At 67.5% G+C, this 25,047-nt stretch carries 21 protein-coding genes; 10 read left to right on the top strand and 11 right to left on the bottom strand.

Annotated features, from left to right (window positions below; translation table 11 throughout):
* Window positions 1-17: 17 nt before the first annotated feature.
* Together bla and ACT2FV_RS03140 are read right to left on the bottom strand one after the other, a co-directional pair.
* Window positions 18-917 (bottom strand): class A beta-lactamase, encoded by a 900-nt coding sequence (bla, locus tag ACT2FV_RS03145; RefSeq protein WP_059684794.1) that lies wholly within the window; start codon window positions 915-917, stop codon window positions 18-20.
* Window positions 918-1,125: 208 nt separating this feature from the next.
* Window positions 1,126-1,977, bottom strand: a complete 852-nt coding sequence (locus tag ACT2FV_RS03140) for a peptidoglycan DD-metalloendopeptidase family protein (RefSeq protein ID WP_174919650.1) — start codon at window positions 1,975-1,977, stop codon at window positions 1,126-1,128.
* Between the two features lie 535 nt (window positions 1,978-2,512).
* On the opposite strand from ACT2FV_RS03140, the gene ACT2FV_RS03135 reads away from it, so the two are divergent.
* The 3 genes from ACT2FV_RS03135 (at window position 2,513) to ACT2FV_RS03125 (ending at window position 6,423) form a co-directional block, all read left to right on the top strand.
* Window positions 2,513-3,409: a LysR substrate-binding domain-containing protein gene (locus tag ACT2FV_RS03135; protein WP_124623091.1), complete on the top strand. Its 897-nt coding sequence runs from the start codon at window positions 2,513-2,515 to the stop codon at window positions 3,407-3,409.
* A 52-nt stretch (window positions 3,410-3,461) separates the two neighbouring features.
* On the top strand, window positions 3,462-3,848 hold the full coding sequence (locus tag ACT2FV_RS03130; protein WP_124904111.1) for an ester cyclase: 387 nt from the start codon (window positions 3,462-3,464) through the stop codon (window positions 3,846-3,848).
* 412 nt (window positions 3,849-4,260) lie between these two features.
* Window positions 4,261-6,423 (top strand): hypothetical protein, encoded by a 2,163-nt coding sequence (locus ACT2FV_RS03125; protein ID WP_444503179.1) that lies wholly within the window; start codon window positions 4,261-4,263, stop codon window positions 6,421-6,423.
* Window positions 6,424-6,534: 111 nt separating this feature from the next.
* On the opposite strand, the gene ACT2FV_RS03120 is transcribed toward ACT2FV_RS03125, so the two are convergent.
* On the bottom strand, window positions 6,535-7,275 hold the full coding sequence (locus tag ACT2FV_RS03120; protein WP_124623097.1) for a sulfite exporter TauE/SafE family protein: 741 nt from the start codon (window positions 7,273-7,275) through the stop codon (window positions 6,535-6,537).
* 136 nt (window positions 7,276-7,411) lie between these two features.
* The gene (locus ACT2FV_RS03115) at window positions 7,412-8,428 is read right to left on the bottom strand and encodes an aldo/keto reductase (RefSeq protein WP_124904107.1); all 1,017 of its coding nucleotides are present in this window, start codon (window positions 8,426-8,428) and stop codon (window positions 7,412-7,414) included.
* A 141-nt stretch (window positions 8,429-8,569) separates the two neighbouring features.
* On the opposite strand from ACT2FV_RS03115, the gene ACT2FV_RS03110 reads away from it, so the two are divergent.
* On the top strand, window positions 8,570-9,481 hold the full coding sequence (locus ACT2FV_RS03110; protein WP_151051809.1) for a LysR family transcriptional regulator: 912 nt from the start codon (window positions 8,570-8,572) through the stop codon (window positions 9,479-9,481).
* 49 nt (window positions 9,482-9,530) lie between these two features.
* Here the strand turns inward: ACT2FV_RS03110 and ACT2FV_RS03105 are convergent, their stop codons facing one another.
* Window positions 9,531-10,685 (bottom strand): porin, encoded by a 1,155-nt coding sequence (locus ACT2FV_RS03105; protein ID WP_124904105.1) that lies wholly within the window; start codon window positions 10,683-10,685, stop codon window positions 9,531-9,533.
* A 381-nt stretch (window positions 10,686-11,066) separates the two neighbouring features.
* Here ACT2FV_RS03105 and ACT2FV_RS03100 point away from each other — a divergent pair, with 381 nt between their 5' ends.
* Window positions 11,067-12,167 (top strand): OpgC domain-containing protein, encoded by a 1,101-nt coding sequence (locus ACT2FV_RS03100; RefSeq protein WP_124623103.1) that lies wholly within the window; start codon window positions 11,067-11,069, stop codon window positions 12,165-12,167.
* 64 nt (window positions 12,168-12,231) lie between these two features.
* Window positions 12,232-13,176 (top strand): alpha/beta hydrolase, encoded by a 945-nt coding sequence (locus ACT2FV_RS03095; RefSeq protein WP_444503178.1) that lies wholly within the window; start codon window positions 12,232-12,234, stop codon window positions 13,174-13,176.
* Between the two features lie 66 nt (window positions 13,177-13,242).
* On the opposite strand, the gene ACT2FV_RS03090 is transcribed toward ACT2FV_RS03095, so the two are convergent.
* From ACT2FV_RS03090 to ACT2FV_RS03075, 4 genes are all read right to left on the bottom strand, one after another.
* Entirely contained in the window at window positions 13,243-14,844 is a 1,602-nt protein-coding gene (locus ACT2FV_RS03090; RefSeq protein WP_444503177.1) for a GMC family oxidoreductase, read from the bottom strand.
* 27 nt (window positions 14,845-14,871) lie between these two features.
* Window positions 14,872-15,405, bottom strand: coding sequence for a sugar dehydrogenase complex small subunit (locus tag ACT2FV_RS03085; RefSeq protein ID WP_124904101.1), 534 nt, complete (start codon window positions 15,403-15,405; stop codon window positions 14,872-14,874).
* Window positions 15,406-15,420: 15 nt separating this feature from the next.
* Window positions 15,421-16,707, bottom strand: a complete 1,287-nt coding sequence (locus ACT2FV_RS03080) for a c-type cytochrome (protein WP_444503176.1) — start codon at window positions 16,705-16,707, stop codon at window positions 15,421-15,423.
* A 418-nt stretch (window positions 16,708-17,125) separates the two neighbouring features.
* Window positions 17,126-18,364 (bottom strand): SfnB family sulfur acquisition oxidoreductase, encoded by a 1,239-nt coding sequence (locus tag ACT2FV_RS03075; protein WP_444503175.1) that lies wholly within the window; start codon window positions 18,362-18,364, stop codon window positions 17,126-17,128.
* 294 nt (window positions 18,365-18,658) lie between these two features.
* Between ACT2FV_RS03075 and ACT2FV_RS03070 the strand changes: the two genes are divergently transcribed.
* Entirely contained in the window at window positions 18,659-19,924 is a 1,266-nt protein-coding gene (locus tag ACT2FV_RS03070; protein WP_124623115.1) for an acyl-CoA dehydrogenase family protein, read from the top strand.
* Window positions 19,921-21,321 carry an LLM class flavin-dependent oxidoreductase gene (locus ACT2FV_RS03065; RefSeq protein WP_444503174.1) on the top strand — a complete coding sequence of 467 codons (1,401 nt, stop codon included), beginning with the start codon at window positions 19,921-19,923 and terminating at the stop codon, window positions 21,319-21,321. Before ACT2FV_RS03070 ends, ACT2FV_RS03065 begins: the two co-directional genes overlap by 4 nt.
* Before the next feature lie 96 nt (window positions 21,322-21,417).
* Here the strand turns inward: ACT2FV_RS03065 and ACT2FV_RS03060 are convergent, their stop codons facing one another.
* A complete protein-coding gene (locus ACT2FV_RS03060) occupies window positions 21,418-22,632 on the bottom strand; it encodes an FAD-dependent monooxygenase (protein WP_444503173.1) in 1,215 nt (404 codons plus the stop codon).
* A gap of 184 nt (window positions 22,633-22,816) precedes the next feature.
* Between ACT2FV_RS03060 and ACT2FV_RS03055 the strand changes: the two genes are divergently transcribed.
* Both ACT2FV_RS03055 and ACT2FV_RS03050 read left to right on the top strand, forming a co-directional pair.
* Window positions 22,817-23,761 (top strand): LysR family transcriptional regulator, encoded by a 945-nt coding sequence (locus ACT2FV_RS03055; protein WP_124904093.1) that lies wholly within the window; start codon window positions 22,817-22,819, stop codon window positions 23,759-23,761.
* Between the two features lie 115 nt (window positions 23,762-23,876).
* Entirely contained in the window at window positions 23,877-24,635 is a 759-nt protein-coding gene (locus ACT2FV_RS03050) for an SDR family oxidoreductase (protein ID WP_059607135.1), read from the top strand.
* An 18-nt stretch (window positions 24,636-24,653) separates the two neighbouring features.
* On the opposite strand, the gene ACT2FV_RS03045 is transcribed toward ACT2FV_RS03050, so the two are convergent.
* Window positions 24,654-24,986, bottom strand: a complete 333-nt coding sequence (locus ACT2FV_RS03045; RefSeq protein WP_124623124.1) for a cupin domain-containing protein — start codon at window positions 24,984-24,986, stop codon at window positions 24,654-24,656.
* Window positions 24,987-25,047: the final 61 nt, after the last annotated feature.

Here is a 25,047-nt window from a genome sequence, read left to right as displayed (position 1 = left end):
CGAGGTGCACCGGACGCTCAGGCCGTGGCGGCGAGCGCGCCCGTCGCGATGCGCGCCGCCGACGCGACGACGTCCGCACGTGCCGCCGCGTCGGCACGCGGCTGCGTGAACGACACGGCCAGCACGATCGGCGCGCGCGACGGCGGCCACAGCACGGCGACGTCGGTCGTCGTGCCGTAGCCGCCGGTGCCGGTCTTGTCCGCGATGCGCCAGCCCGGCGGCACGCCGGCCGCGATTCCGGTCGCGCCGCGCGCGCCGCCGGTCATCCATTCCGTGAGCTGCGCACGCTGCGGCTCGCGCAGCGTATCGCCGAGCAGCAACCGCTGCAGCGTGTCGACCATCGCGACCGGTGTCGACGTATCGCGCTCGTCGCGCGGCGCCGCCTGGTTCAGTTCGGGTTCCCAGCGGTCCAGCCGGAATGCGGTGTCGCCGCTTTCGTGCGCGAACGATGTGACGGCCTGCGGACCGCCGAGCACGCCCATCAGCAGGTTCCCCGCGCCCTTGTCGCCCGACTGCAGCATCGCCGTGCAGAGCTGCGCGATCGTCATCCCCGTGTCGACGTGGCTTTCCGTCACCGGCGAGCCGGCCACGACTTCATAACGGCGATACAGGATGCGGCGTGGCAGCAGCGACGCGTCGAGCGAGCCGCGCGCGAGTATCGCGGCGGCGGCGACGACCGCGTAGGTGCCGCACAGCGGGAAGCGCTCGCGCGCGTGATGCGCGATGCGCGTGCCGCTCGACGTATCGAGTGCGGCGACGCCGAGCCGACCGTTCGACGCTTTTTCGAGCGCGGCGAGTTCGGCCTGGGCGGCATGTGCGCGGCCCTGGTCGGCGACGGGTGCCGACGAGCACGCGGCGACGAACGGCGCGGCGACGGCGGCGAGCAACAGCGAGCGGCGTGTCGGAGAGTGTTCCATGGGTGAAGGGTGTTCTGTCGGAAACGGTGGCACGAAGCAACATACGTGCGCATCGACGATGCACACGCATTCACGCCGACGGCCGGCTCGCGACGGCATACGCCGCGCATCCCCGAAGACGTCCGTCGGCCCCGCATGCGGCGGGACGCACATGAACAGGCCCTAGCGTAGCAGCGAGCGCCGCCGCGTTCCAGCGGCGCGGCCTGCATCACCCTTGCGACGAAGGCAGGTACGGCATCGGATTGACGGGCTTGCCGTCGCGCCGCACTTCGAACAGCAGCGCGACACGCGAGTTGTCGAGGTCGCCCATCTCGGCGATCTCGTCGCCCCGGCGCACGATATCACCGGTCTTCACGAGCAGCTTGCGATTGTGCGCATAGGCCGTGAGGAAATCCGCGTTGTGCTGGACGATGATCAGGGTACCGTAATCGTTCAGGCCGCTACCCGCGTACATCACGCGGCCGTCGGCCGCCGCGCGAACCGGGTCGCCCGGCCGGCCGGCGATCTGGATGCCCCGGTTCTGCCCCGGCCGGAACGCGTCGACGATCTTGCCGCGCGCGGGCCACGTGAGCGCCACCGCACCCGTGTGCCGCCTGGTTTCCTTCACGACCTGCCGGTCGCTCGCCGTCGACGCGCTCGCCTGCGCGGCGCCCGCCGCATTGCTCGCGGCGGCCGGCGCCGCGGCCGGCGCGCTGCCACTCGCGCCCGATGCCTGCAACGGCTGCTGGCGAACGATGCGGAGCACCTGCCCCATGCGCAGCCTGCCGCGCCCATCGAGCTTGTTCCAGGTGCGCAGGTCGGCGACGCTGCAGTCGTTCGCGGACGCGATGCCCGACAGCGTGTCGCCGCGTTTCACCATGTACTTCTGCGCGACGAGAATGGGCGCGGGCGGCGGCGTCGCGGGCGTGGCCGCCGGTGCGGCGGCGGGCTGCCCCGACGGCGATCCCGCCAGCGTGTCGCTCGGCGGGACGGACTGCGTGCTGGCACAACCGGCCATGACGAGCACCGCGGCGAGGCCGGACAGCCACGCCGACTTGCGGCAAATCTCGCGCTGTTTCATGGACGATCGACTCCGGTTTGACAATCTTTCAAGCATCTCAAAAACGGAACGGCCGACGTGTAACCGGATGCAAACAATCATGACAAACGATCACGAACCGGGCGCCGGCGGACACTCGTTACCGGTAATACGGTCAATTTCGGGAAAACTTGACGGTTTCTGGCGCGCGATGCGGAAGAAATTTCGCGATGGGCCGAAATTTCGAATGGCTTTCAATTTCGATATAGCCGCATCGGACAGCCGATGCGGCTGCGATGGGCGCCTGCTCAACGCAGCCAGTCGACCAGCTCCGCGCAGGCCCACCCGAGCCCGATGCACAGGAACAGCAGGTGCAACGCGATCTTGAACGACACACCCCACGACGAATCGACCCGCATGACAGTCTCCCCCGGTTGATATGCGGCCATGATCCGGCATCGATCCCGCCCCGAAAATGCGGAACCGGCGAACGGGGTCTCAGGCCCAGCCTGAGACCGGTACGGCGGTTCCTGCTAACTTATCGGCCATACCAATCCTTACGCGCCCCCACCCCGCCATGCGATTCGACCTGACCGACCTCCGGCTCTTCCTGAACATCTGCGAGGCCGGCACGATCACGGGCGGCGCCGAGCGCACGCACATCACGCTGCAGGCAGCAAGCGAGCGCATTCGCGGGATGGAGGACGAACTCGGCGTGCCGCTGCTGCACAGGAGCAAGTCCGGCGCGCAGGTGACCGACGCCGGCCGCGCGCTCGAGCATCACGCGCGCACGGTGCTGCAGCAGATCGACCACATGCGCGGCGAACTGCAGCAATACGGCCAGGGGCTGCGCGGGCATATCCGCCTGCTCTGCAACACGGCCTCGCTGAGCGAATACCTGCCCGACGCGCTCGCCGCGTACCTGCCGCATCATCCGAAACTGTCGATCAGCGTCGAGGAGCGCTCGAGCCAGGAAATCGTGCACGCGATCCGCAACAAGACGGCCGAGGTCGGCATCGTCGCCGATTCGGTCGGGCTCGGCGGGCTCGAGCAGAAGCCATTCCGCGAGGATTGGCTGATCGCGGTCGTGCCGGCCGGGCATCCGCTCGCCGCGCGCGACAAGGTCGCGTTCGACGAGATCGCCGACGCGGATTTCATCGGGCTGACCGACGGCAGCGCGCTGCAGGTCCATCTCGCGGACCAGGCGCGTGCGCTCGGCAAGCGGATCCGCTACCGTGTGCAGCTGAAGAGTTTCGATGCGATCTGCCGCGTGATCGAAAGCGGCGTGGGGATCGGCATCGTGTCGCGCCATGCGGCCGAGCGCGCGATGCAGACGATGGACGTGCGGCTCGTCGAGCTGTCCGACGCGTGGAGCCACCGCAAGCTGACGCTCTGCGCACGATCGTTCGATGCGCTGCCCAAATATACGCAGGCGTTCGTGTCGTATCTGTCGGGCGAAACGTCATCGCGCTGAACGCCCGCGCCATCCGCAACAGCCGGACGATACACGAGGAGGCACCGCCGTCATGACGAAACCCGATCTCGCCACGCACTACCGCGCCTACATCGACTGCCTGAACCGCCAGGACTGGCCGGCGCTCGGCCAGTACGTCGCCGACAACGTGATCCACAACGACCGGCCGCTCGGCCTGGCCGGCTACCGCGCGATGCTCGAGCAGGATTTCCGCGACATTCCGGATCTCCATTTCGCGATCCGGCTGCTGGTGTGCGAACCGCCGCGCGTCGCGTGCCGGCTTCGCTTCGCGTGTGCGCCGAAAGGGACGTTCATGGGGCTCGCCGTCGACGGCACGCGCGTCACGTTCGCCGAGAACGTCATCTACGAATTTCACGACGGCAAGATCCGGCAGGTCTGGTCGGTGATCGACAAGGCGGCGATCGAAGCGCAGCTCTAGCATCGCCGCGGGGCCGCCGCCGGACAGAATCGACAGCCGAGATCCGGCTTGATTCGATTTTCAGGGGTAACGTTTTCTCTTGCATCTCGTTGGAAGCGCGCCGCCCGAGCACCTTTACAACGCTTCAGTCGCTGCCGATATGTCACGCTGCATTGCAGCGAAAATAATAATAAATCGCGGTAATTCCGGCATCAACACCCCATCTTCACGACAGCTGCCATTTCAGCCATCCGGGTTTTCACCGGCGTCTCCGGCGTGAAAGCGCATTGACATCGAAGCAATCGATGCCTAAATTTGGAAAACGTTTTCCTTCGCCTTCAGCGCGACGCCTTCGTGGCCCGCGCAGGGAGAACGCTTGCCTGCCCGAGTTGCGATTCAAACCTTCATCACTATTCGAAAACCCGGAGACACAATGCATATGCGCAGCAGATTCGCGCTCGGCGCCGCGCTCAGCGCCCTTTCCGTCCTGTTCGTCAGCGCATGCGGCGGCAACGACGTGACCGCCCCGCCACCCTCGTCGCCCCCGCCGTCGACACCGGCGCTCGCGCCGAACTCGTTGCAGGCGCTCATCTACGGCGCACCCGACACCAGCGTGCCGGCGGGCACGAGCATTCCGGTCACGATGATGGGCCAGATGCGCGCGCTGTTCGACCTGATCCGGAAGTCGCCCGACTTCACGCAGGTCGTGATGGATCTCGGCGACGGTTCGCCGGTTCACGTGCTCGACACGAACACCGGCGACAAATTCCTTCCCGGCAAGCTCGCGCTCGGCCTGTCGTACATCCTGATCGACATGAAGTCGAAGGGCGACCCGCAATACGCAAGCTATCTGGCGACGTACCAGACGATCACGACCGCGATGATGGCGCAGTCGGGCAGCGACTATGCGTATGCAAATACGTCATGGGGCGAGTACTACTACCTCGTCGCGCTGAACAACCTGAAGGCGCACGGCATGCTCAACGAGGTCTTCAGCGACGCGATGCTCGCGACGCTGCAGCAACGGCTCACTTTCTGCGACATGTTCGGCCCCGATGCAAGCGGCAAGACCAGCACCTGCCCGGCCGCCGGCACGCCGATCGACATTGCGTCGCTCAACACCGCGCAGAATTACTATGCGGTGTCCTACGGAATTGCCGGCCTGCGGCAAAAACTCGGCTGGAGCAATCCGTCGTTCTCGTCGGCGACCGATCCGGCCGTCGCGACGATGGGCGCGCGCGATGCGCTGCTCTATACGTTGACGAACCACATCCGCAAGGATTCGTCGGGCGGGTTCTCCGACGAAGCGTCGAACACGCACACGACCTATTACGACCAGGCGCGCTACGACCGCTACAGCACGCTGCTGATCGGCGAAGTGACCGAGCGCACGTTCGAGATGGGCAACGAGGCGAACCTCACGCCGGAACTGAAGGGCTATCTGCGCAAGTCGGTCGACCTGATCCTGCCGCAGCTGAACGCCGACGGCCAGGGCTTCGACTACGGCCGTTCGATCGGCCCGTACGGCGATTCCGCGTTCATGGAGATCCTGACGGCAGCGGCCAATGCGGGCGTGCTGACCGATCAGGAAAAGCAGATTGCGTACGCGTTCATCTACCGGGCCGCGCGTCGCTTCGACACGTACTGGTACGACCCGTCGCTGCCGACGCCGTCGGTGAACATGTGGGTCAAGGGTCGCGGCACGGACGCCTATCGCGGCAAGCCGCGCGTGATGGGCGAGAATTTCAGCCTGCTGCACCAGTACCTTTACGTGAACGCGTGGTGGAACAAGCTCGGCTTCGGCGGCAAGGCGCCGATGGACGATGCGGCCTACGATACGTGGCTCGACGCGCTGCCGCGCTACACGCTCACCTGGTACAACCAGCCCGGCGATACCGCGCATCCGTACGACGCGGCGCTGCTCACCGTGCGCGACGGCCGCCGCGTCGTCAACCTGAATCTCAGCCAGGCGCCCGACTACAACTCGTTCACGCCGTACTACCCGGTGCCGTTCTCCGACAAGCTGATCTACGGGACGACCGATCTGGGCTATGCACTGCTGGTGCCGCAGGTGTCGTACAACGGGAAGACCTACGTTCCCGTCACGTACTACAAGAACCTCAACGTGCAGCAAGCCAACGGCCAGGTGGTCGTGTCGTTCGACACGGCGAAGTTCCGTCTCGCATCGAAGAACGCGGCGTACACGACGGATCTCGACCTCCAGGTGCATACCGTGCTGACGTTCGCGCACGGCACGATCTCGCGCAGCGACACGCTTGCTTCGGGCACGCTCGCCGGCAACCTGTCGGTCGAGACGGACTTCGCGTCGTTCGCGGACTTCGCGTCCACGCAAGCAAACGGCGACGGCACATCGGTGACGTACGCGAACAGCGCCGCGACCGGCTATGCGGCGTCCGGGTTCGACACCTGCGCGCTGTCCGCCTTCGACACGGTCAACGGCGCGACGAACCCGCTGTCGACGACGCCGATCGGCCAGCTGCATTCGAACTTCGCGTGCAAGACCGCGCCGTTCGCGCTCGGTGCGGGCGTCACCCGCGCGTTCGGGTGGACGCTGAAGTACGCCGACCCGGCCTGAGCGGCCTGGCCGCCGCTCCGTGAGCGTCCTCGAAGCCGGCGCTCGAAACCGGCTTCGGGGCATTCACGCGCGGCGCGCATTGCGCGCACGGCGCGTGTCGGCGATGCCCGCTCACTGCCACGCCGAAGCGGCCATGCAGGCGCCGAGCGCGGTCATCCCGACGAAGAAGCAGCGCTTGAAAGTCTTCTCGCTCATCACGCGCCGCGCATATTGTCCGCCGATCATCCCCGCGAGTGCCGGCACGAGCGCCAGCGCCGATACGCCGAGATCGACCGTCTGCAGCGCGCCCGTTACGCGCAACTGCAGCCCGAGCGCGATCGTCGACGCAGTAAACGAGAGCCCGAGCGCCTGGATCAGGTCATCCTTCGACAGCCGCAGCGCCTGCAGGTACGGCACAGCCGGCACGACGAACACGCCGGTGGCGGCCGTCACGACGCCCGTCAGATAGCCGATCGCGGCTGACAGCCACTTTTCGTGTCGGCCCGGCGCGGGCAATCGCGCGGCGGCGAGCCCCCAGCCGCCGTACGCGACCAGCACGACGCCGAGCGCCGCGTGGGTCCACGCACTGCCGCCCGCGAGCGCGGGCAGCCCGCCCGTCAGCGTGCCGATCGTCAGCCCGGCGAGCAGCGGCCACAGACGCCGCAGCAACGGCCCGAACGACGGGCCGAGCCACAGCTGCCACACATTGGTGATGAACGACGGCACGAGCAGCAGGCTCGCGGCGGCCGACGGCGGCATCGCGAGCGTCAGCAGGCCCATCGCGATCGTCGGCAGCCCGAGGCCGATCATGCCCTTGACCGCACCGGCCAGCAGAAAGACCAGCACGATGATCGTCAGCGTATGGGTTTGCATGGAGGGCGTTCCGTCCGGTTGAAGACGGCGCCGATGATGAACCACCGTCACGCCGCCGGCCATCTGGCTTTGCCTGAGGCTGGCTCGGGCCCACCCGGCGGGCCTCGTCGCCTCATCATCCCGCCATGCCCGCCGTTCAGGCTGCGTGCGTCGGCCCCCGGCCATGCTCGCTGTCGAGGTGCGCCATCTGGGGGGCCGGATAACGCTCGCCGGCAGCCGCCCCGGCGGGAACCGCCGTTTCGATGCGAGCCAGATCATCGACCGTTAGTTGCAACTTTGACGCTTGCAACGCGTCCTGGAGTTGCGTGCGCTTGCGCGCGCCGACCAGCGGCACGATGTCGTCGCCGCGCGACAGCGCCCACGCGATCGCGATCTGCGCCGGGTTGCTGCCCTTTTCGTCGGCAATCGCGCGCAGTGCGTCGACCAGCGCGAGATTGTGCGCGAGGTTCTCGCCCTGAAAGCGCGGGCTGGCCGCGCGGAAGTCGCGCTCACCCTGCCGCGCCGCGCTCCAGCCGCCGCCGAGCAGCCCGCGCGACAGCACGCCGTAGGCCGTCACGCCGATCCCGAGTTCGCGACACACGGGCAGGATGTCCGCCTCGATCCCGCGCGACAGCAGCGAGTACTCGATCTGCAGGTCGGCGATCGGCGCGACGGCTGCCGCACGGCGGATCGTGTCGGCACCCACCTCCGACAGGCCGATATGGCGCACATGACCGGCCTTCACGAGATCGGCGATCGCGCCGACCGTCTCCTCGATCGGCACCGCCGGATCGACGCGCGCCGGCCGGTAGATGTCGATGTGGTCGGTGCCGAGCCGCTTCAGCGAATACGCGACGAAATTGCGGATCGCCTGCGGCCGCGCGTCGTAGCCGACGAACGCGCCGGCCGGGTCGCGCAGCGCGCCGAATTTCACGCTGATCAGCACCTGGTCGCGCGTGCGGCCGCGCAGCGCGTCGCGGATCAGCATCTCGTTGTCGCCCATCCCGTAGAAGTCGCCCGTATCGAGCAGCGTGATCCCGCTGTCGAGCGCCGCGTGCAGCGTCGCAATGCTTTCGTCGCGATCCGCCGGCCCGTAGAGATCCGACATCCCCATGCAGCCGAGCCCGATCGCCGACACCTGCGGGCCCGTGCGGCCCAGTTGACGCTTGTCCATGTCCGTTTCCTTGCGGTGGTGAGTGAATGAACCGGATTCTGGACGCATCGCGGCGCGCGATAAACGCGAAACGCCCAACCAAATCATTCGACGCTGATTAACAATGGAGCCTGTCCCAATTCGCCCAGGCTCCCGCTCCGCATGGACCATCTGCATGCAATGCGCATCTTTGCGCGCGTCGCCCACCTCGGCAGCTTCACGAAAGCGGCCGAGCAGTTGCAATTGCCGCGCCCGACGGTCAGCAATGCCGTCCAGTATCTGGAAAAACACCTGCGGGTGCGCCTGCTGCAGCGAACCACCCGGCGCGTCGCGCTGACCGCCGAGGGCGCCACTTATTACGAGCGCTGCACGCGGCTGCTGGCCGATCTGGACGATGCCGAGACGCTGTTCGACGACGCCGGCGCCGCGCCGCGCGGCGTGATCCGCGTCGACCTGCCCGAACGCTTCGCCCTGAACAAGGTGATTCCGGCGCTGCCGGATTTCCACGCGCGCTATCCCGACCTGCGCGTCGTGCTGAGCACGACCGACCGCTTCGTCGATCTCATCTCCGACGGCATCGACTGCGCGGTGCGGGTCGGCGTGCTGTCCGACACGTCGCTGGTCGCGCGCCGCGTCGGCGAGATGGCGCAGATCAACTGCGCGTCGCCCGCGTATCTCGCGCGATACGGCACGCCGCGCTCGCCGGACGATTTGCCCGACCATGTCGCGGTCGGCTATTTCTCGAGCCGCACGGGCCGTGAGCTGGACTGGGAATATGCGGACATGGATTCGGGCGCGCTGCAGACGGTGAAAATGCGCAGCGTGGTCGCGGTAAACAGCTCGCAGGCGTATCTCGCGTGCTGCATCGCAGGCCTGGGTCTGATCCAGGTGCCGCGCGACGGGCTCGCGCCGCTGTTCGAGGACGGCTCGCTGGTCGAGGTGCTGCCGGAATGGCATGCCGCGCCGCTGCCGGTGTCGGTCGTGTTTCCGAACGGCCGGCATCTGGCGCCGCGCGTGCGGATCTTCGTCGACTGGCTCGCGCAAACGCTCGACGACGCGCACCGGCCAACATGACGAAAGCCGGCACCGGGGCGATCCGCCCCAGGGCGCCGGCACATCAGCGTCAGAACTTGTGGCGGATCGCGGCGCGCACCGCGAACTGGTTCGCCGACGACGACGGGCCGTCCGTCCCGACCACGTAGCCGCCATCGGCGGCGGTGCCGGTCTTGTCACCGGCGACCTTCTGCCATGCGCCCTGCAGGTAGACGTCGGTGCGCTTGGACAGGCTGTAGTCGGCCATCAGCCCGACGGTGTGGTACTTCGGCTTGAACGAACCGGCCGCGGCGTCGAACTTGCCGTCCGTGTACACGTACTGCGCGCCGAGATAGAAATCGGACGTGAGCTGATACTTGCCGTTGATCTCGAAGTTCTGGAACTTGGTCGCGGTCAGCCCGAGGCCCGAGAACGTCGACGCCGGCAGGTAGACGGTCGACACCGGGTTCTTCACGTCGGTCTTCGTATAGACGAAGCCGACCGTCGCCGGGCCGAACGTGTAGTTGATGCCGCCGCCGAAGATGCGCAGGCGGTCGGCGACGAAGTTCGCATCGTCGGCCGCGATCGCGCCCGCGTTGCCGACGCCCGGGCTGTTCGCCTGCAGGTAGGCAGCCGCGACCTGCAGCCCGGCCAGCGAATACTGCGCGCCGATGCTGTACTGTCGGTTGGTCGAGAAGCCCGTGCTGTTGCTGAAGCTGTAGGTGCCGCCGAACGACAGCCCGTTCCAGTCGGGGCTCGCATACTTGACCGTGTTGTTGACGCGGAACGAGTTGTCCGTGTTGTCGTTGTCGAACGGGTGCGAGAACAGCGTGCCGCCCCAGTTGCCGTTCGCGGTCAGCGGCGCGAGATAGTCGACGACTGAATCGTACTGGCGGCCGAAGGTCAGCGTGCCGAAGCGCGACGCGCTCAGCCCGACGAACGCCTGGCGGCCGAACATCCGGCCGCCCTGATTGAACCGGCCGTTGTTCACGTCGAAGCCGTTTTCCAGCGTGAAGATCGCCTTCAGCCCGCCGCCCAGGTCCTCGCTGCCCTTCAGGCCCCAGCGGCTGCCCTGCGCGTAGCCGCTCGCGAGCTGGTAATTCGTTTTTCCGACCCCGCCTACGTTCACGTTGTTCGTGTAGTTGAAGCCCTCGTCGATCAGGCCGTACAGCGTCACGCTGTCCTGCGCGAAGGCCGGCGCGGCAAAAGCGGCCAGCGCGGCGGCAAAAATGACGTGCTTCTTCATGACGAATCTCCGGAGCCGGGTGCCGGGCAGGCCATGCGCCCGGCGATTGTTTGGTCTGTTTTATAGAGGTGGCCCGCAGGGCGGACTGCGCGGTGTGCGGCCGCGAGGACAAAATGGTGTCACGTCGCAAACCGCCCGTCCATATGGGCGTGGGGCCGGCACGCAAAGCGTTGCGCTCGTCCAACTGCCCTGTCCTCGTCATGGCCTGACCAGGCTTGTCGGTAGCGGCTGGCCGGCCCACCATCCGCGTAAACCCGGACGGCGTCACATCGGTGGCACAATGCGCATCCGTTCGTCATTTCTTCACGAAGTCATGCTTCACCCCGATTCATGCGCGGCGGGTGCCGGCCGCGCACGCGGCGCGCGCCGGGAGGCGGCCCGATGACCGCCGCCGCCCGGGCCGGCCGCTACGCCGAGCTCGACTTCTTCCGCGGCCTCGTGCTGCTGGTGATCGTCGTCGACCACATCGGCGGCAGCATCCTGTCGCGCGTGACGCTGCATGCGTACGCGCTGTGCGATGCGGCCGAGGTGTTCGTGTTCCTCGGCGGTTTCGCGACCGCCATCGCGTACAACTCGCTGGCCGAGCGCCACGACGAGGCTGCCGCGCGCCAGCGTTTCATCCGCCGTGCCTTCGAGATCTACCGTGCTTTCCTCGTGACGGCCGGCCTGATGCTGCTCATCACCGCCGTGCTGAACGCATTCTCGATCGACGGCCCGAACATGCCGACCAATGATCTCGATGGCCTGCTCCACAAGCCGCTCGCCGCGTTGCGCGACATCCTGCTGTTCCGCCGCCAGCCGTATCTCGCGTCGGTGCTGCCGATGTATGCGTTCTTCGCGCTGCTCGTCCCGCTCGCGCTGCCGCTCGCGCGCACGCAGCCGTGGTTGATGCTCGCGTTCAGCGGCTCGCTCTGGTACGCGGCGCCGCACATTGCGCGCTTCTTGCCGACCGTCGAAGGCGCGCCGTGGGACTTCAATCCGTTCGCGTGGCAGTTCCTGTTCGTGCTCGGCGTGATCGCACGCTGCCAGCCCGTCTACCAGACGCTCGCACCGAAACCGCAGGGCTGGCTGCTGACGGCCGTGTCGCTCGCGATCGTCGCGGCCGGCGCGTACTACCGGCTGCGCATCGAGCCGTTCCCGACCGACCCGTCGATCAAGCAGAATCTCGGCGCGCTGCGGCTCGCGAACTTCCTCGCGATCGCGTGGCTCGCAGCCAAGCTCGTGCACCTCGGGTGGATGAAGAAGGTCGCGCATGCAATGCCGTGGATCGGCACGATCGGCCGCCAGGGGCTGCTGTGCTTCGTCGCCGGCACCGGCATCTCGCTCGCGGTCGACTCGCTGCTGTACCAGGCGACCGAAGGCTATCTGAACGTGCCGCTCGGCCTGACCGCCGACGTCGTCGCGATGGGCCTGCTGTATCTCGTCGCGAAGCTCTATGCGCCGCTCGTGTCGCGGCTGCCGTTCCCGTTCCGTCCGCGGTGATGATGCGCCGCGCCGTCATGCGCCGCTGCTACGATAGCGGGCGCCTCTCCTGAAACGGTTCACCATGCGCCGACTCGCCCTTCTGTTCGCCGCCGCCCTGATCGCCGGTGCCATCGCCACCGCCCACGCCACGCCGGGCGGGCCCGCGGTTTCGCCGGCGTCGTCCGCGCCCGCGGCCGCGACCGTCCCGCCCGCAACGATCGCGCCGGCCGCCCAGGAACCCTCGGTCAATCCGGGCAGCAGCGTCGTGCTGCGCGCGTTCCGGTCGGCGTCGCTGAAGCGCGACTGGTCTTACACGGTCTACCTGCCGCCCGGCTACAACCCGGAAGGCGCGCGCTATCCGGTGCTGTACCTGCTGCACGGCAACGCCGGCAACGCAAACGACTGGATCACGCAGGGCCGGCTGCAGGCCACCGCCGACACGCTGATCGAGCGCCGCGAGATCCCGCCCGTCGTGATCGTGATGCCGCAAGGCGGCACCGACTGGTACGTCGACCGCAAGGAGAAGATGCAGAGCGCGTTCCTCAACGACCTGCTGCCGGAAGTCGAAGCGCACTTCGCGGTGTCGAACCAGCGCGCGGGCCGCGCGATCGGCGGCGTGTCGATGGGCGGCTTCGGCGCGCTGCGTTTCTCGCTGCTCGAGCCGGGCCTGTTCTGCGGCGCGATGCTGCTGAGCCCCGCGATCTACGCGAACGAGCCGCCGCTCAATTCCGCCGCACGTTATGTCGGCGTGTTCGGCGACCGGCAGTTCGACCCGCGCGTGTGGCACGAGCTGAACTACCCGGCGCTGATGCGCGGTTATTTCGCGCGCAACTGGCGCGTGCCGATGTTCATCGCGGCGGGCGACGACGACCTGACGATCCAGGCCGAATCGAGCGTGCTGTACACGCACCTGCGCCGCGCGCAGAACCCGGCGGAACTGCGCATCGTCGACGGCGGGCACACGTGGGAAGTGTGGCGCGGGCTGCTCGGACAGGGGTTGAAGTACGCACTGGAATGCGTGAAATGATGCGGGCCCGAGCGCGGCCCTGCCGTGGCGGGCGGTATGCGCGCGCCGCCGGCCGCCTTGCTTGCGTCAGACTTCCGCAGCGATCGTCCTTGCCATCCGCAGCGCCAGCGCATACCCGGTCAGCGTCGGATTGACCACCGACGAACTCGGATGCACGGCCGTGCTCGCGATGAACAGGTTCGGGTGATCGTGCGTACGGCAATCGCGGTCGACGACCGAATCGGCCGGATCGCTGCCCATGATCGTCGTGCCCATGATGTGCGAACTCGGCACCCACGCATGGATGTCGTTCACGATCTCGGTCGCACCGAACACCCGCTGGAAATCGCGGTAGTCGTCGAGCACTTGCGATGCCGCGCGCAACGCGTAGTCGTACACGTCGTAGTCGGTGCGCGGCGTCGGCAGCCCGAGCGCATCCTTGCGATCGCTCAGCGTCACGCGGTTGCGCGGGTCGGGCAGGATCTCGACGTAGCTGGCGATCTTCAGATAGCGCGCCGCGTCGTGACGGATCCGCGTATCGAGCGCCTCGCCGACGACACCTTGCGCGATCAGCCGCCGCGTGACGACCTCGTTGGGCACCGTGTTGTCGAGGAAATGCCGGATCGCGCCGTGTTCGCGGCGAAACGCGCCGTCGCGCCGCGTGTTGATGCTGCCCTGCTGCGTCGGGCCGCGCCCGGCCCACACCGGCTCGCGCGCGAGCATCGCGATCGCGCGGCCGGTGTGTCCCATCATGTTGCGGCCGACCTGGTCCGACGAATTCGCGACACCCGACATCAGCAGCAGCTTCGGAATCTCGACGCCATGCGCCGCGAGCACGAAGGTCCGTGCGGTCAGGCGCGTGCTCTTGCCGTCCGGCGTCATGTAATGGATCGCGGCGATCCTGCGATTCTCGCCGCGCTCGATCTTGTAGACGACCGCGTTCGTCAGCAGCCGCGCGCCCTGCGCGACGGCGCGCAGCACCGGGCGATCGCCTGAAAATTGCGCACCGATCGGGCAGATCGGCGCGCAGTTGTTGTTGCCGGCGCAGGTCGGTCGACCCTCGTAGGGCCGCGTCGCGCGCGCGTTGGGTTCGTCGACGAAACGATGACCGATCGTCGCGACCTTGTCCGCGACCTGCTGCGTCAGGTACGACCACGGTTGCTGCCGCATCGGATACGGCTTCGAGCGCGGCGGGAACGGCCCGCCGCCCTGGCCGCTCTGGTCGTCGGTATCCGAGCCCGATACGCCGATCTGCTCTTCGGCGAGCTGGTACCACGGCTCGAGTTCGTCATAACCGATCGGCCAGTCGCGCCCCTGGCCGTAGAGGCTGCGCAGCCGGAAATCGTTCGGCAGCATGCGCCACGTCGCCCCTCCCCAGTGCCACGTGGTGCCGCCGACGAGGCGCAGGAACGACGGCTTCTGCAGCACCGGGCCGACGCTGTCGATGTAGCGATCGGAATAGCGCCCGGTGGACGATTTCGGCGCCCACGGCAGGTCCGGATACGGGCCGTTGTAGTCCGACTTGTTGCCGTAGTCGCGGAACGCGCGCACGAGCTCGGCGCGCTTCACCTCCGGCCCCGCCTCGAGCACGATGACGGACTTGCGTTCCTGCGTCAGCGACTGCGCAACGGCGCCGCCCAGGATGCCCGCGCCGATTACGATGACGTCCGCGTCATAGGTAGTGCTCATGATTTCGATCCTCGTTCGATAGGCCGGTCAGCCGGCGTCGGCGGTCGGGCGCGCCGTCCAGTACTCGGGGCGCGCGCGGATGTAGGTCGGAATGACCGTGACGTCGGCGGTCGGCTCGAACATCAGCGCGGTTTCGTAGCCGACCATGCGCGCCTGCCCGCCATGGCCGACGCTGCCCGTGTAGAAGGCCTCGATGATGGCCAGCGCGGCGGTGCGCAACTCGGGGGCCGCGACGCCGAGCGTGCGCACGAGAGCGTCGAGCGGCTGCGTGCCCATGTCGATCGCGACGGCGAGCGCGCGCAGCCGCGCGGGAAATTCGCGGTCCTGCGCGACGAGACCGTCGTAGACGGATTGCACATAGCGCGACGGTAGCGTCGAGCGGCGCGTCAGGTAGGCGGCCACGCCGGCAAAATCCCGCAGCGGCACGGCCTCTGGCGCAGCCGCTGCACGTGCGATCAGCATGCCGGCAGGCAGTGCGGCGGCAAGCGCCGCGCCGGCCGACAGCTTCACGAAGCGGCGACGCTGCGCGTTCGCGTCGTCGGTCACGTCGAAATCCTTCATCGCGTGCATCTCCTGTCAGTGGGCGGGGGCCGTGCGGATCTTCGCGACATCCGCCGCGCTCACGCGAGCCTTGCCATTGCCGAACCGGTCGCTCAAGTAGTTCACCAAGGTCGCCACTTCGTCATCCTTGAGTTCGGTCTGGAACGCCGGCATGAAATAGTGCGCGGCGCCGTTGTTAACGCTCGCGCCATGCATGACCACCTGCAGCAGGTTCGACGCGGTGGCGGTGCCGACCGCGCTGTTGGCGAACAGCGACGGGAAGAATCCGTCCGCCGTGCCGGCGCCCGTCATCCCGTGACAGCTCGCGCAATGATCGAGGTAGAGCGACGCGCCGGCCGGTGCCGGGCTTCCCATCGCGGCCGCGGCGCGTACCGCGACGTAGTCGTCGGTCTTGCGCCCCTGCGCGGAACGCGGTGCGATATCGGCGCCCTTCGCCGCCGGCACGGTCGACAAATAGGCGGCGATCGCATTCAGATCGCGGTCGCTCATGCGGCTGAAGCTGTGTTCGACCGCTTCCGCCATCGGGCCGGCCGCCTGTGCCTTGCCCGGCACGTTGCCGGTGCGCAGGTACTGGACGATCTGCGCGGTCGTCCACGTGCCGATGCCCGCGTCGCGGTCGCGCGTGATGTTGAACGCCTGCCAGCCCGCGAGCGGCGCGCCGCCGAGATAGCCGGCGCCGGTTTCGTCGTAGGCCAGCTCCTGCATCCCGATGCCGCGCGGCGTATGACAGGTGCCGCAGTGCGCGGCGCCCTGCACCAGGTAGGCGCCGCGATTCCACTCGGCGTCCCGCCCGTGCTTCGGCACATACGCGCCTTCGCGCAGATACAGCGCGTTCCAGATCTTCAGCGGCCAGCGCATGGTCAGCGGCCACGGGAAATCCGGCCGGCGGTTCGGCTGGTGCACCGGCGCGACGCCGTGCATGAAATACGCGTACAGGTTCGCGATGTCGTCGTCGCTGAACTTCGTGTACGACGGATACGGCATTGCCGGATACAGGTTGCCGCCGTCGCGCCGAAGCCCCTTGCGCAGCACGTTCGCGAATTCCTGCTCCGAGTAGTTGCCGATCCCCGTTTGCTTGTCCGGCGTGATGTTGGTCGAGTAGATATCGCCCATCGGCAACGGCATCGCGAGGCCGCCCGCGAACGGCTGCCCTCCCTGGGCCGTATGGCACGCGACGCAGTCGGCCGCGACGGCCAGCGCCTTGCCCGCGGCGACGCGATCCGCGGCCTGCACGGCCGCCGATGCGGGGTTCGTCGCAATAAGGAAAAGCGCGACAAGCGCGGAAAAGCCGGGTAAACGCATGGAAATCGTCCGTGAGAAATCCGGTGAGCAAAGCGGTTTCGGGGAGCCTCGCGATACGGCCCTCTATCTTCCGGAGAAATCGCTCGCGTGGTTTGGCCGCACTATATCATCTTCTGTATCGATACACTAAATCGATACAGAATCAACATTCGCGTAATAATCGGCGGATGCAGGATCAGCGTCGCGGGATTCCGGAAGACGGTCGAACGCCGCGCGGGCGCGGCCGCGCCGATCGGCGTGCCGGGCGGGCCGGCACCGATTTCAGCCCAGCGGGACGAAAGAACGGCTCGCATGCCGCGCAGGACAAAGTCCGGGCGGCATGCGGCTCAGCGATGCGACGGAACGTTCGCCCGGGAGACGGCCCGTGCTGCGCAGCATGGCTGGCGCGCGCGACATTGCGGCTCGCGAAAGCGTCGGTTCAATTCCACGCGTGACGCGCCGGCCGCACCCCGTTCAGGTAGTAGTTGCCGACGAGGTGATACTTCCACCGCACCGGATCGTGCAGCGTGTGCGTGCGCGCATTGCGCCAGTGCCGGTCGAGATTGTGCTCGGCGAGCGTCGACTGCGTGCCGGCCAGCTCAAACAGCTTCTCGCCCGCGAGCAGCGCGATCTCGGTCGTGAGCACCTTCGCCTCGCCGACCGCGACCGACGCACGCGCGACATCGTCGTCGGTCACGGTGCCGCGCGCGCCGATCTCGTCGAGCGTGTGCGCCGCGCGTTCGAGCAGCGCTTCCGCAGCATGCAGCTGGATATGCAGACGGCCGATCTCGCGGACGATCAACGGATCGTCGACCGCGCGCTCGACGCCGCTGTCGACCCAGGGCCGCGTGCGCGTGCGCACGAACGTCTCGGTATCGGCGATCGCGGCCCTCGCGATGCCGGCATCGATCGCCGCCTGGATGATCTGCGACAGCGGGCCGTTGAGCGTCGGTTCGTCCGATACGCGCTGCGCGTTCAGCACATGCGAAGCCGGCACGCGCACGCTGTCGAGCACCACCGTGCCGCTTGCGGTCGTGCGCTGCCCGAAGCCCGACCAGTCATCGATCACGGTCAGCCCGGGCGTCGGCTGCGGGACGTACGCGAGCCACGCCTGCCGCGCATCGTCGAGGCCGAGCACCGGCACGTAGTGCGCGAACAGTGCGCCGGTCGAGTAGAACTTCGTGCCGTCGACGAGATAGTCGTCGCCGTCGCGCCGCACGCGCGTCTTCAGGTCGAGCACATGCTTCGTGCCCTTCTCCGAGAAAGCGTTGCCGAAACGCTTGCCGCTGAGAATTTCGGCGAAGAAATGGCGCTTCTGCGCGTCGGTGCCGGTCAGCGCGATCACGTCGACCAGCCCGAAGTGGTTCTGCGGCAACTGCCCGAGCGACGGATCGGCCGCAGAAACGATCTTGATCACCTCGGTGAGCGTCACGTGCGATACACCCGCCCCGCCGTACGCCTTCGGCACCGTGATCGCCCACAGCCCCGACTGCGAGAACCATTCGATCTCGTCGCGCGGCAACCGGCGCTCGCGATCGCGTTCTGCTGCCCCTTCGGCCAGCCGCTGCGCAAGTGCATGCGCGACCGCGATCGCCTGCGCGTCGTCGGCGATTACGCGGGCAACCTGCGGTCCTGCGTCGGCCGGGCGCGCCTGAATCGTCGCACTCGTATCTGACATCGAGCTCTCCTGTCGAATGACGAAAGCACTCAATCTAGCAGCGTCACGCAAGCCGGCAAACCGAGCGATTCTCGTATCGATATTCCTTCGGATAACAAACTACATTGCACAGAACGACGTCCGCCTCCGCGCTTCGGCATCGCAATCGATGCCCGAGCGTCGACGCCTTCCGTCGTTGATCCGCGTAATGCGCTGCGACGATAACGATCTGCGAATCCGTTATTGGAATGCGCGCGGCGTGCTTCCTATACTGGCATCCCGATGCAAACGGCCCCGCCCTTCGAGGAACACCGCATGACTTCGTCGCACGCAGATACCGATCTTTCCACCGGCACCGACTACGATGCACTCGCGAGCCGCTTTCGCCCCCTCTTCGAGCGCATCGCCGCCGGCACCGCCGAGCGCGAACGCCGCCGCGAACTGCCGCACGAAGCGATCGGCTGGCTCAAGGCCGCCGGCTTCGGCGCGATACGGCTGCCGGTGCGCGACGGCGGTGCCGGCGCATCGCTGCCGCAGCTGTTCCGGCTGCTGACCGAACTCGCCGCCGCCGATTCCAATCTGCCGCAGGCGTTGCGCGGGCACTTCGCGTTCGTCGAGGACTGGCTGAACGCGCCGCCCGGGCCGCTGCGCACGACGTGGTTCGACCGCTTCGCGAGCGGCCAGCTCGTCGGCAACGCATGGTCGGAAGCCGGCGACGTCCCGCTTGGCCAGACGATCACCAAGGTGTCGGAGCAGAACGGCCGGTTCGTGCTGAACGGCCGCAAGTTCTACAGCACCGGCAGTTTGTTCGCGGACTGGATCGACGTATTCGCGCAGCGCGCGCACGACGGCAGCGACGTGATCGTCGCGGTCGCCACCGCGCAGCCCGGCGTGATCCGCGACGACGACTGGGACGGCTTCGGCCAGACGACGACCGGCAGCGGCACGACACGCTTCGAGAATGCGGCGGTCGACGCCGACAACGTGATCGATTTCGCACGCCGCTTCAAATACCAGACCGCGTTCTACCAGCTGTTCCATGTCGCCACGCTGGCCGGCATCGGCCATGCGATCGTGCGCGACGCGGGCGAACTCGTGCGCAACCGCTCGCGCGTATACAGCCACGGCAACGCAGCGCGCGCCGGCGACGATGCGCAACTTCAGCAGGTGATCGGCGAAATCGCGTCGTGGGCCTATGCGGCCGATGCGCTCGCGCTGCGCGCCGCACAGCCGCTGCAGCAGGCGTACGTCGCACGCTTCGGTGGCGACGATGAGGCTGAACGTGCCGCGAACGTCGCGGCCGAAATCGAATCCGCGCAAAGCCAGCTCGTCGTGTCGGAACTCGTGCTGCGCGCGGCGACACGCCTGTTCGACGCGCTCGGCGCCTCCGCGACGCGCAGTACGACCGCGCTCGATCGTCACTGGCGCAACGCGCGCACGGTGTCGTCGCACAATCCGCTCGTCTACAAGGCGCGGATCGTCGGCGACTGGGTCATCAACGGACGCACGCCGCCGTTCGTCTGGCGCGTCGGCAATGGTGCAAGTGCAGGCGCCGGCACGGAATCGGGAGCCGCACGATGAGCAAGACCATTCGCTTCAACGCATTCGAGATGAATTGCGTCGGCCATCAGTCGCCCGGCCTGTGGGTGCATCCGCGCGATCGTTCGTGGCAGTACAAGGATCTCGACTACTGGACCGATCTCGCGCGCGTGCTCGAGCGCGGGATCTTCGACGCGATCTTCATCGCGGACGTTATCGGCTATTACGACGTCTACCAGGGCAGCAACTACCACGCGCTGCATCAGGCCGCGCAGATTCCGGTCAACGATCCGCTGCAGCTCGCCGCGCCGATCGCGATGGCGACCGAGCATCTCGGCATCGGCATCACCGCGTCGACGACGTTCGAGCATCCGTACACGTTCGCGCGCCGGCTGTCGACCGCCGACCATCACACGAAGGGCCGGCTCGCGTGGAATATCGTCACGTCGTATCTGGAAAGCGGCGCGAAGAACGTCGGCGACAACGGGCTGCGCACGCACGACGACCGCTATGCGGTCGCGGCCGAATACGTCGAGGTGCTGTACAAGCTGTTCGAAGGCAGCTGGGAAGACGGCGCGGTCGTGCGCGATCGCGACGGCCGCGTGTTCACGCATCCGGAGAAGGTGCACGAGATTGGCCACAAGGGGCGCTTCTTCGACGTGCCCGGTTATCACCTGTGCGAACCGTCGCCGCAGCGCACGCCGGTGCTGTTCCAGGCCGGCGCGTCCGGCCCCGGCAAGGCGTTCGCCGCTCGACACGCCGAATGCGTGTTCGTCGCCGCGCCGACGCGCCCTCAACTCGCGCGCTATGTCGCCGACGTGCGTGCGCAAGCCGCGGCCGCGGGTCGCGACCCGCACGACGTGCTGATCTACAACCTCGTCACCGTGATCGTCGACGAGACCGACGAAAAGGCACAGGCGAAATTCGACGAGTACCGCCGCTATGTCTCGTACGACGGCTCGCTCGTGTTCATGTCCGGCTGGACCGGCATCGATTTCGGCCAGTACGCGCCGACCGATCCCGTCCGGCGCGTCGAGACGAATGCGATCGTGTCGGCTGTCGAGCATCTGGCCGGCGGCGATACCGCATGGACGATCGAGGAACTGGCGGCCTGGGGCGGCATCGGCGGGATGGGGCCCGTATTCGTCGGTTCCGCGCGGACCGTCGCCGACATCCTGCAGGAATGGGTCGCCGCGACCGACGTCGACGGCTTCAATCTCGCGTATGCCGTTGCGCACGAAACCTTCGAGGACATCGTGCGCTACCTGGTGCCGGAGTTGCAGCGGCGCGGTGTCTATCCGACCGAATACGCGCCGGGCACGCTGCGTGAGAAGCTGTTCGGCGGGTCGGCGCGGCTGCCGGACGCGCATCCGGCCGCGCGGTTTCGCGACATCGAACAGGTCAAGCGCGATGCGGAACTGGTGGCCGACTACGCGTGACGGCTGCGCGGCCGGACCGCATTCCCGACGGACGACCGCGTAACCGCCGCACCGGTCGCCCGGCGCACTGCCGCCGCTCGCGCCGCGCCTGTCAGGTCAAAGCCACGTCCCGCCTTGCCGCTCGCTCGGCTCGTCGGCGAGTGCGTCGAAATCGTGAATCCAGTCCAGGTGATGCAGCACGCTGTCGCGCGCGCCGAGCCGCGCATTGCGCGCCTGCGCGGCCGGCCCGTCGGGCAGATGCAGCACGTCGGCCGCGGAAATCGACGCGTATTGCACCTTGCGCGTGCGGCCGCGCCGCAGCCGCTCGTAAGCCTCCTGCGCCTCGCGCCAGTTGCCCGGCCCCGCCTTCGCCAGTTGCGCGGCCAGCACCATCGCGTCCTCGATCGACTGATTCGCGCCCTGCCCGTGATGCGGCACCAGCGCATGCGCGGCATCGCCGATCAGCGTCACGCGCCCGCGGCTCCAGCGGCCGAGCGGCGGCCGGTGGAACAGCCCCCAGCGTTGGCTGATCGGCACCGCGGTGATCATCTGCACCACCGCCGGATGCCAGTCCCCGAACAGGCGCAGTTGCTCGCCCTCCTCCGCCGGCATGACCCAGTCGCGCGACGGCCACGGCGATGGATGACGCTCGACCAGCAGGAAGTTCTGGTCGCCGTTGTCGCCGATCGGATAGTGCAGCAGATGACCGTGCGGCCCGACCCAGAACTGAATGGTCTCGGGATCGGGCAGCAGGTCCATCCGCTCGGCCGGCACCACGCCGCGAAAACCCGAGCAACCCGAATACAGCACGTCGTCGTAGCCGAGCATCCAGCGCCGCGTGATCGAACGCGCGCCGTCCGCACCGATCACGAGATCGGCGTCGACACGTTCGCCGTTGGCGAAGGTCAGCGTGATGCGTTCCGGATGCTGCGCGAGATCGACGAGCCGATGGCCGAGATGAATCTGCTCGACCCCGACCGCCTTCGACAGAATCGCCTGCAGGTCCGCGCGGTGCACGCCCCAGTACGAGCCGCCGAATTGCCGTCGATAGTCGGGCTCCCCGCGATGATGGCCGATCACCGCGCCGCTGCGTCCGTCGCGATAGACGAGGCCCGGGATCTCCGCGCACACCGCGTCGAAAGCCGGGCGCAATCCCATCCGTTCATAGAAACGCGTCGCGTTGGCCGACAGCGCGACGGCCGCCCCCACCTCGCGCAGCACGTCGGTCTGCTCGTACAGCTGCGCGTCGATGCCCTGTTCGCGCAATGCAAGCGCCAGCGTCAGGCCGCCGATGCCGGCACCGACGATCGCGATCCTCAGTTTCGTCTGCATGATGAACGTGTCTCCAATATTCAAGTAATGCGTGGTCGAGGCGCGCGGCGCGCGTGACCTGCCCGGCGCGCCTGTCGAATGCTTGCGCCGTGTCGGTATTTTCAGCAGCGTCTCGTCATCCCACAATAAAATGCCGGGAATCCGCTTCATCACTGAACGGAATGACCGGAGGCCACGCCGAACCATGGAACTGAGCGAGATCGACCTCAATCTGTTGCTGCTGTTTCAGCGGCTGATGCAGGAACGGCGCGTGTCGAGCGTCGCCGAGCAGATGAACATGAGCCAGCCGGGCGTCAGCAACGCGCTCGCGAAGCTGCGCCGCCGGCTCGGCGATCCGCTGTTCGTGCGCGGCCCGGGCGGCGTGGTCCCGACGCCGTTCGCGCTGCGCCTGGCCGAACCGGTTGCGCACGCGCTGTCGACGCTGCATGCCGCGCTCAACCCCGAGACCGGGTTCGATCCGCTGCGCGCGTCGCGTACGATGACGATCGGGATGACCGATATCGGCGAAGTCGTGTTTCTGCCCGCGCTGCTCGAACACCTGTCGCGCGCAGCGCCGGGCATCGCGCTCAATACGGTGCGCAACACGAGCGTCAACCTTCGCGACGAGATGGCCGACGGCCGCGTCGATCTCGCGATCGGGCTGTTGCCGCAACTTCAGGGCGGGTTCTATCAGCGCCGGCTGTTCGATCAGCGCTACGTGTGCCTGTTCCGGCGCGGGCATCCGCTCGAAGACGCGCCGCTGACGGTCGACGCGTGGCGCGACGCCGAGCATCTGGTCGTGGTGTCGGCGGGCACCGGTCACGGGCAGGTGGACGAATGGCTGAAGCGGCGCCGCGTGAAACGCCGCGTGCGGCTGACGGTGCCGCATTTCATGAGCGTCGGCTACATCCTGCAGCGCACCGACCTGATCGCGACCGTGCCGGAACATCTTGCACTGCAGCTCGCGGCGCCGTTTTCGCTGGGCTGGCGCGCGTTGCCGGTCACGCTGCCAGGCGCGCCGATTCACATGCTGTGGCATGCGCGCGTGAATCAGGACGAAGGCAACCGCTGGTTGCGGGAGGTCGTGGTCAGCCTGTTCGCGGAAACCGGAACGCGCGCACGGAAGGCCCCGCCGGCGCGCAGGAAATAGTCGCGCGCGTCGCGAAATTAGGCGTGCGCGGTAGCATGTCGCTTCGACCGGCGCACGGCGAGTGCATCGCGCGGCCGCCGCCGCTTTCCTCACCCAACCCGCAGGGAATCAAGCCATGTCTGTCTCGAAGAAGATCGCCGTCGTCACGGGCGCCGGATCCGGCATCGGTCGCGCGGCGGCAATCGCACTCGCGAACGCCGGATATACCGTCGCGCTGATCGGACGCAAGGAAGCATCGCTGCGTGAGACGAAAGAGGCAATCGTCGCCGCCCACGGCGACGCGCACGCGTTTCCGGCCGACGTCACCGACGAAGCATCGGTCGAACACGCGTTCGCGCAGATCGCGCGGCAGTTCGGGCGGCTGGACGTCCTCTTCAACAATGCCGGCCGCAACGCGCCGGCCGTTCCGCTCGACGAATACGCGTTCGACGTATGGAACGACGTCGTCGCGACGAACCTGACGGGCGTCTTTCTGTGCGCGCGGGCCGCGTGGCGCGTGATGAAGGCGCAAACGCCGCAGGGTGGCCGGATCATCAACAACGGCTCGATCTCCGCCTATACGCCGCGCCCGAACACGATCGCGTATACGGCCACCAAGCACGCGGTGGCCGGCATCACCAAGTCGCTCGCGCTCGACGGCCGCGCGTACAACATCGCGTGCGGTCAGATCGACATCGGCAACGCGGCGACGTCGCTGACGGATCGCATGACGGAAGGCGTGCTGCAGGCCGATGGACGCATGGCGCCCGAGGCGCGGATGGACGTCACGCATGTCGCGAACGCGGTCGTGCAAATGGCGAATCTTCCGCTGGATACGAACATCCTGAACATGACGATCATGGCGACCACGATGCCGTTCGTGGGGCGCGGGTAACGCGGCGCCCCGCGCGTTTCAGCGATCGTGATAGATCGCGAGCCAGACGCTCGGCTCGTCGGGATGCGTCCACGCGACGCGATGCCGGCAATGCGGTTCGATCAGCACGTAGTCGCCGGGGCGCATGTCGTGCAGCGTCGCGTCCGCTTCGAACTCGAGCACCGCGGCGCCCGACAGCAGCACCACCCATTCGGCGCGCGAATCGTCATACCAGAACCCGTCGGGGCTCGTATGCCCCAGTGACACGATCCGCTCGACGTTCAGGCGCGCGCCGGCGACGAGCACATCGACCCGCTCGTCGTTGCCGCGCGTTGCTTCGACATTGAACAGGTTGCCGGTTTGAAGTTGCATGGTTCGACCCCGGGTCGGCCTTCGGCGGAAGGCGGATGACGCCAACTGTAGCGCGAAGGCC

Source organism: Burkholderia sp. PR2 (genome assembly GCF_052372875.1).
Lineage (GTDB): Bacteria > Pseudomonadota > Gammaproteobacteria > Burkholderiales > Burkholderiaceae > Burkholderia > Burkholderia diffusa.
This window is presented reverse-complemented; position numbering and strand designations above follow the sequence as displayed.

Coding starts and splice junctions, on each gene's coding strand:
- ACT2FV_RS03130 (WP_124904111.1), top strand. CDS start 3,462: ATGACGAAACCCGATCTCGCCACGCACTACCGCGCCTACATCGACTGC.
- ACT2FV_RS03140 (WP_174919650.1), bottom strand. CDS start 1,977: ATGAAACAGCGCGAGATTTGCCGCAAGTCGGCGTGGCTGTCCGGCCTC.
- ACT2FV_RS03135 (WP_124623091.1), top strand. CDS start 2,513: ATGCGATTCGACCTGACCGACCTCCGGCTCTTCCTGAACATCTGCGAG.
- ACT2FV_RS03100 (WP_124623103.1), top strand. CDS start 11,067: ATGACCGCCGCCGCCCGGGCCGGCCGCTACGCCGAGCTCGACTTCTTC.
- ACT2FV_RS03110 (WP_151051809.1), top strand. CDS start 8,570: ATGGACCATCTGCATGCAATGCGCATCTTTGCGCGCGTCGCCCACCTC.
- ACT2FV_RS03125 (WP_444503179.1), top strand. CDS start 4,261: ATGCATATGCGCAGCAGATTCGCGCTCGGCGCCGCGCTCAGCGCCCTT.
- ACT2FV_RS03090 (WP_444503177.1), bottom strand. CDS start 14,844: ATGAGCACTACCTATGACGCGGACGTCATCGTAATCGGCGCGGGCATC.
- ACT2FV_RS03080 (WP_444503176.1), bottom strand. CDS start 16,707: ATGCGTTTACCCGGCTTTTCCGCGCTTGTCGCGCTTTTCCTTATTGCG.
- ACT2FV_RS03045 (WP_124623124.1), bottom strand. CDS start 24,986: ATGCAACTTCAAACCGGCAACCTGTTCAATGTCGAAGCAACGCGCGGC.
- ACT2FV_RS03105 (WP_124904105.1), bottom strand. CDS start 10,685: ATGAAGAAGCACGTCATTTTTGCCGCCGCGCTGGCCGCTTTTGCCGCG.
- ACT2FV_RS03095 (WP_444503178.1), top strand. CDS start 12,232: ATGCGCCGACTCGCCCTTCTGTTCGCCGCCGCCCTGATCGCCGGTGCC.
- ACT2FV_RS03075 (WP_444503175.1), bottom strand. CDS start 18,364: ATGTCAGATACGAGTGCGACGATTCAGGCGCGCCCGGCCGACGCAGGA.
- ACT2FV_RS03070 (WP_124623115.1), top strand. CDS start 18,659: ATGACTTCGTCGCACGCAGATACCGATCTTTCCACCGGCACCGACTAC.
- bla (WP_059684794.1), bottom strand. CDS start 917: ATGGAACACTCTCCGACACGCCGCTCGCTGTTGCTCGCCGCCGTCGCC.
- ACT2FV_RS03060 (WP_444503173.1), bottom strand. CDS start 22,632: ATGCAGACGAAACTGAGGATCGCGATCGTCGGTGCCGGCATCGGCGGC.
- ACT2FV_RS03085 (WP_124904101.1), bottom strand. CDS start 15,405: ATGAAGGATTTCGACGTGACCGACGACGCGAACGCGCAGCGTCGCCGC.
- ACT2FV_RS03055 (WP_124904093.1), top strand. CDS start 22,817: ATGGAACTGAGCGAGATCGACCTCAATCTGTTGCTGCTGTTTCAGCGG.
- ACT2FV_RS03115 (WP_124904107.1), bottom strand. CDS start 8,428: ATGGACAAGCGTCAACTGGGCCGCACGGGCCCGCAGGTGTCGGCGATC.
- ACT2FV_RS03120 (WP_124623097.1), bottom strand. CDS start 7,275: ATGCAAACCCATACGCTGACGATCATCGTGCTGGTCTTTCTGCTGGCC.
- ACT2FV_RS03050 (WP_059607135.1), top strand. CDS start 23,877: ATGTCTGTCTCGAAGAAGATCGCCGTCGTCACGGGCGCCGGATCCGGC.
- ACT2FV_RS03065 (WP_444503174.1), top strand. CDS start 19,921: ATGAGCAAGACCATTCGCTTCAACGCATTCGAGATGAATTGCGTCGGC.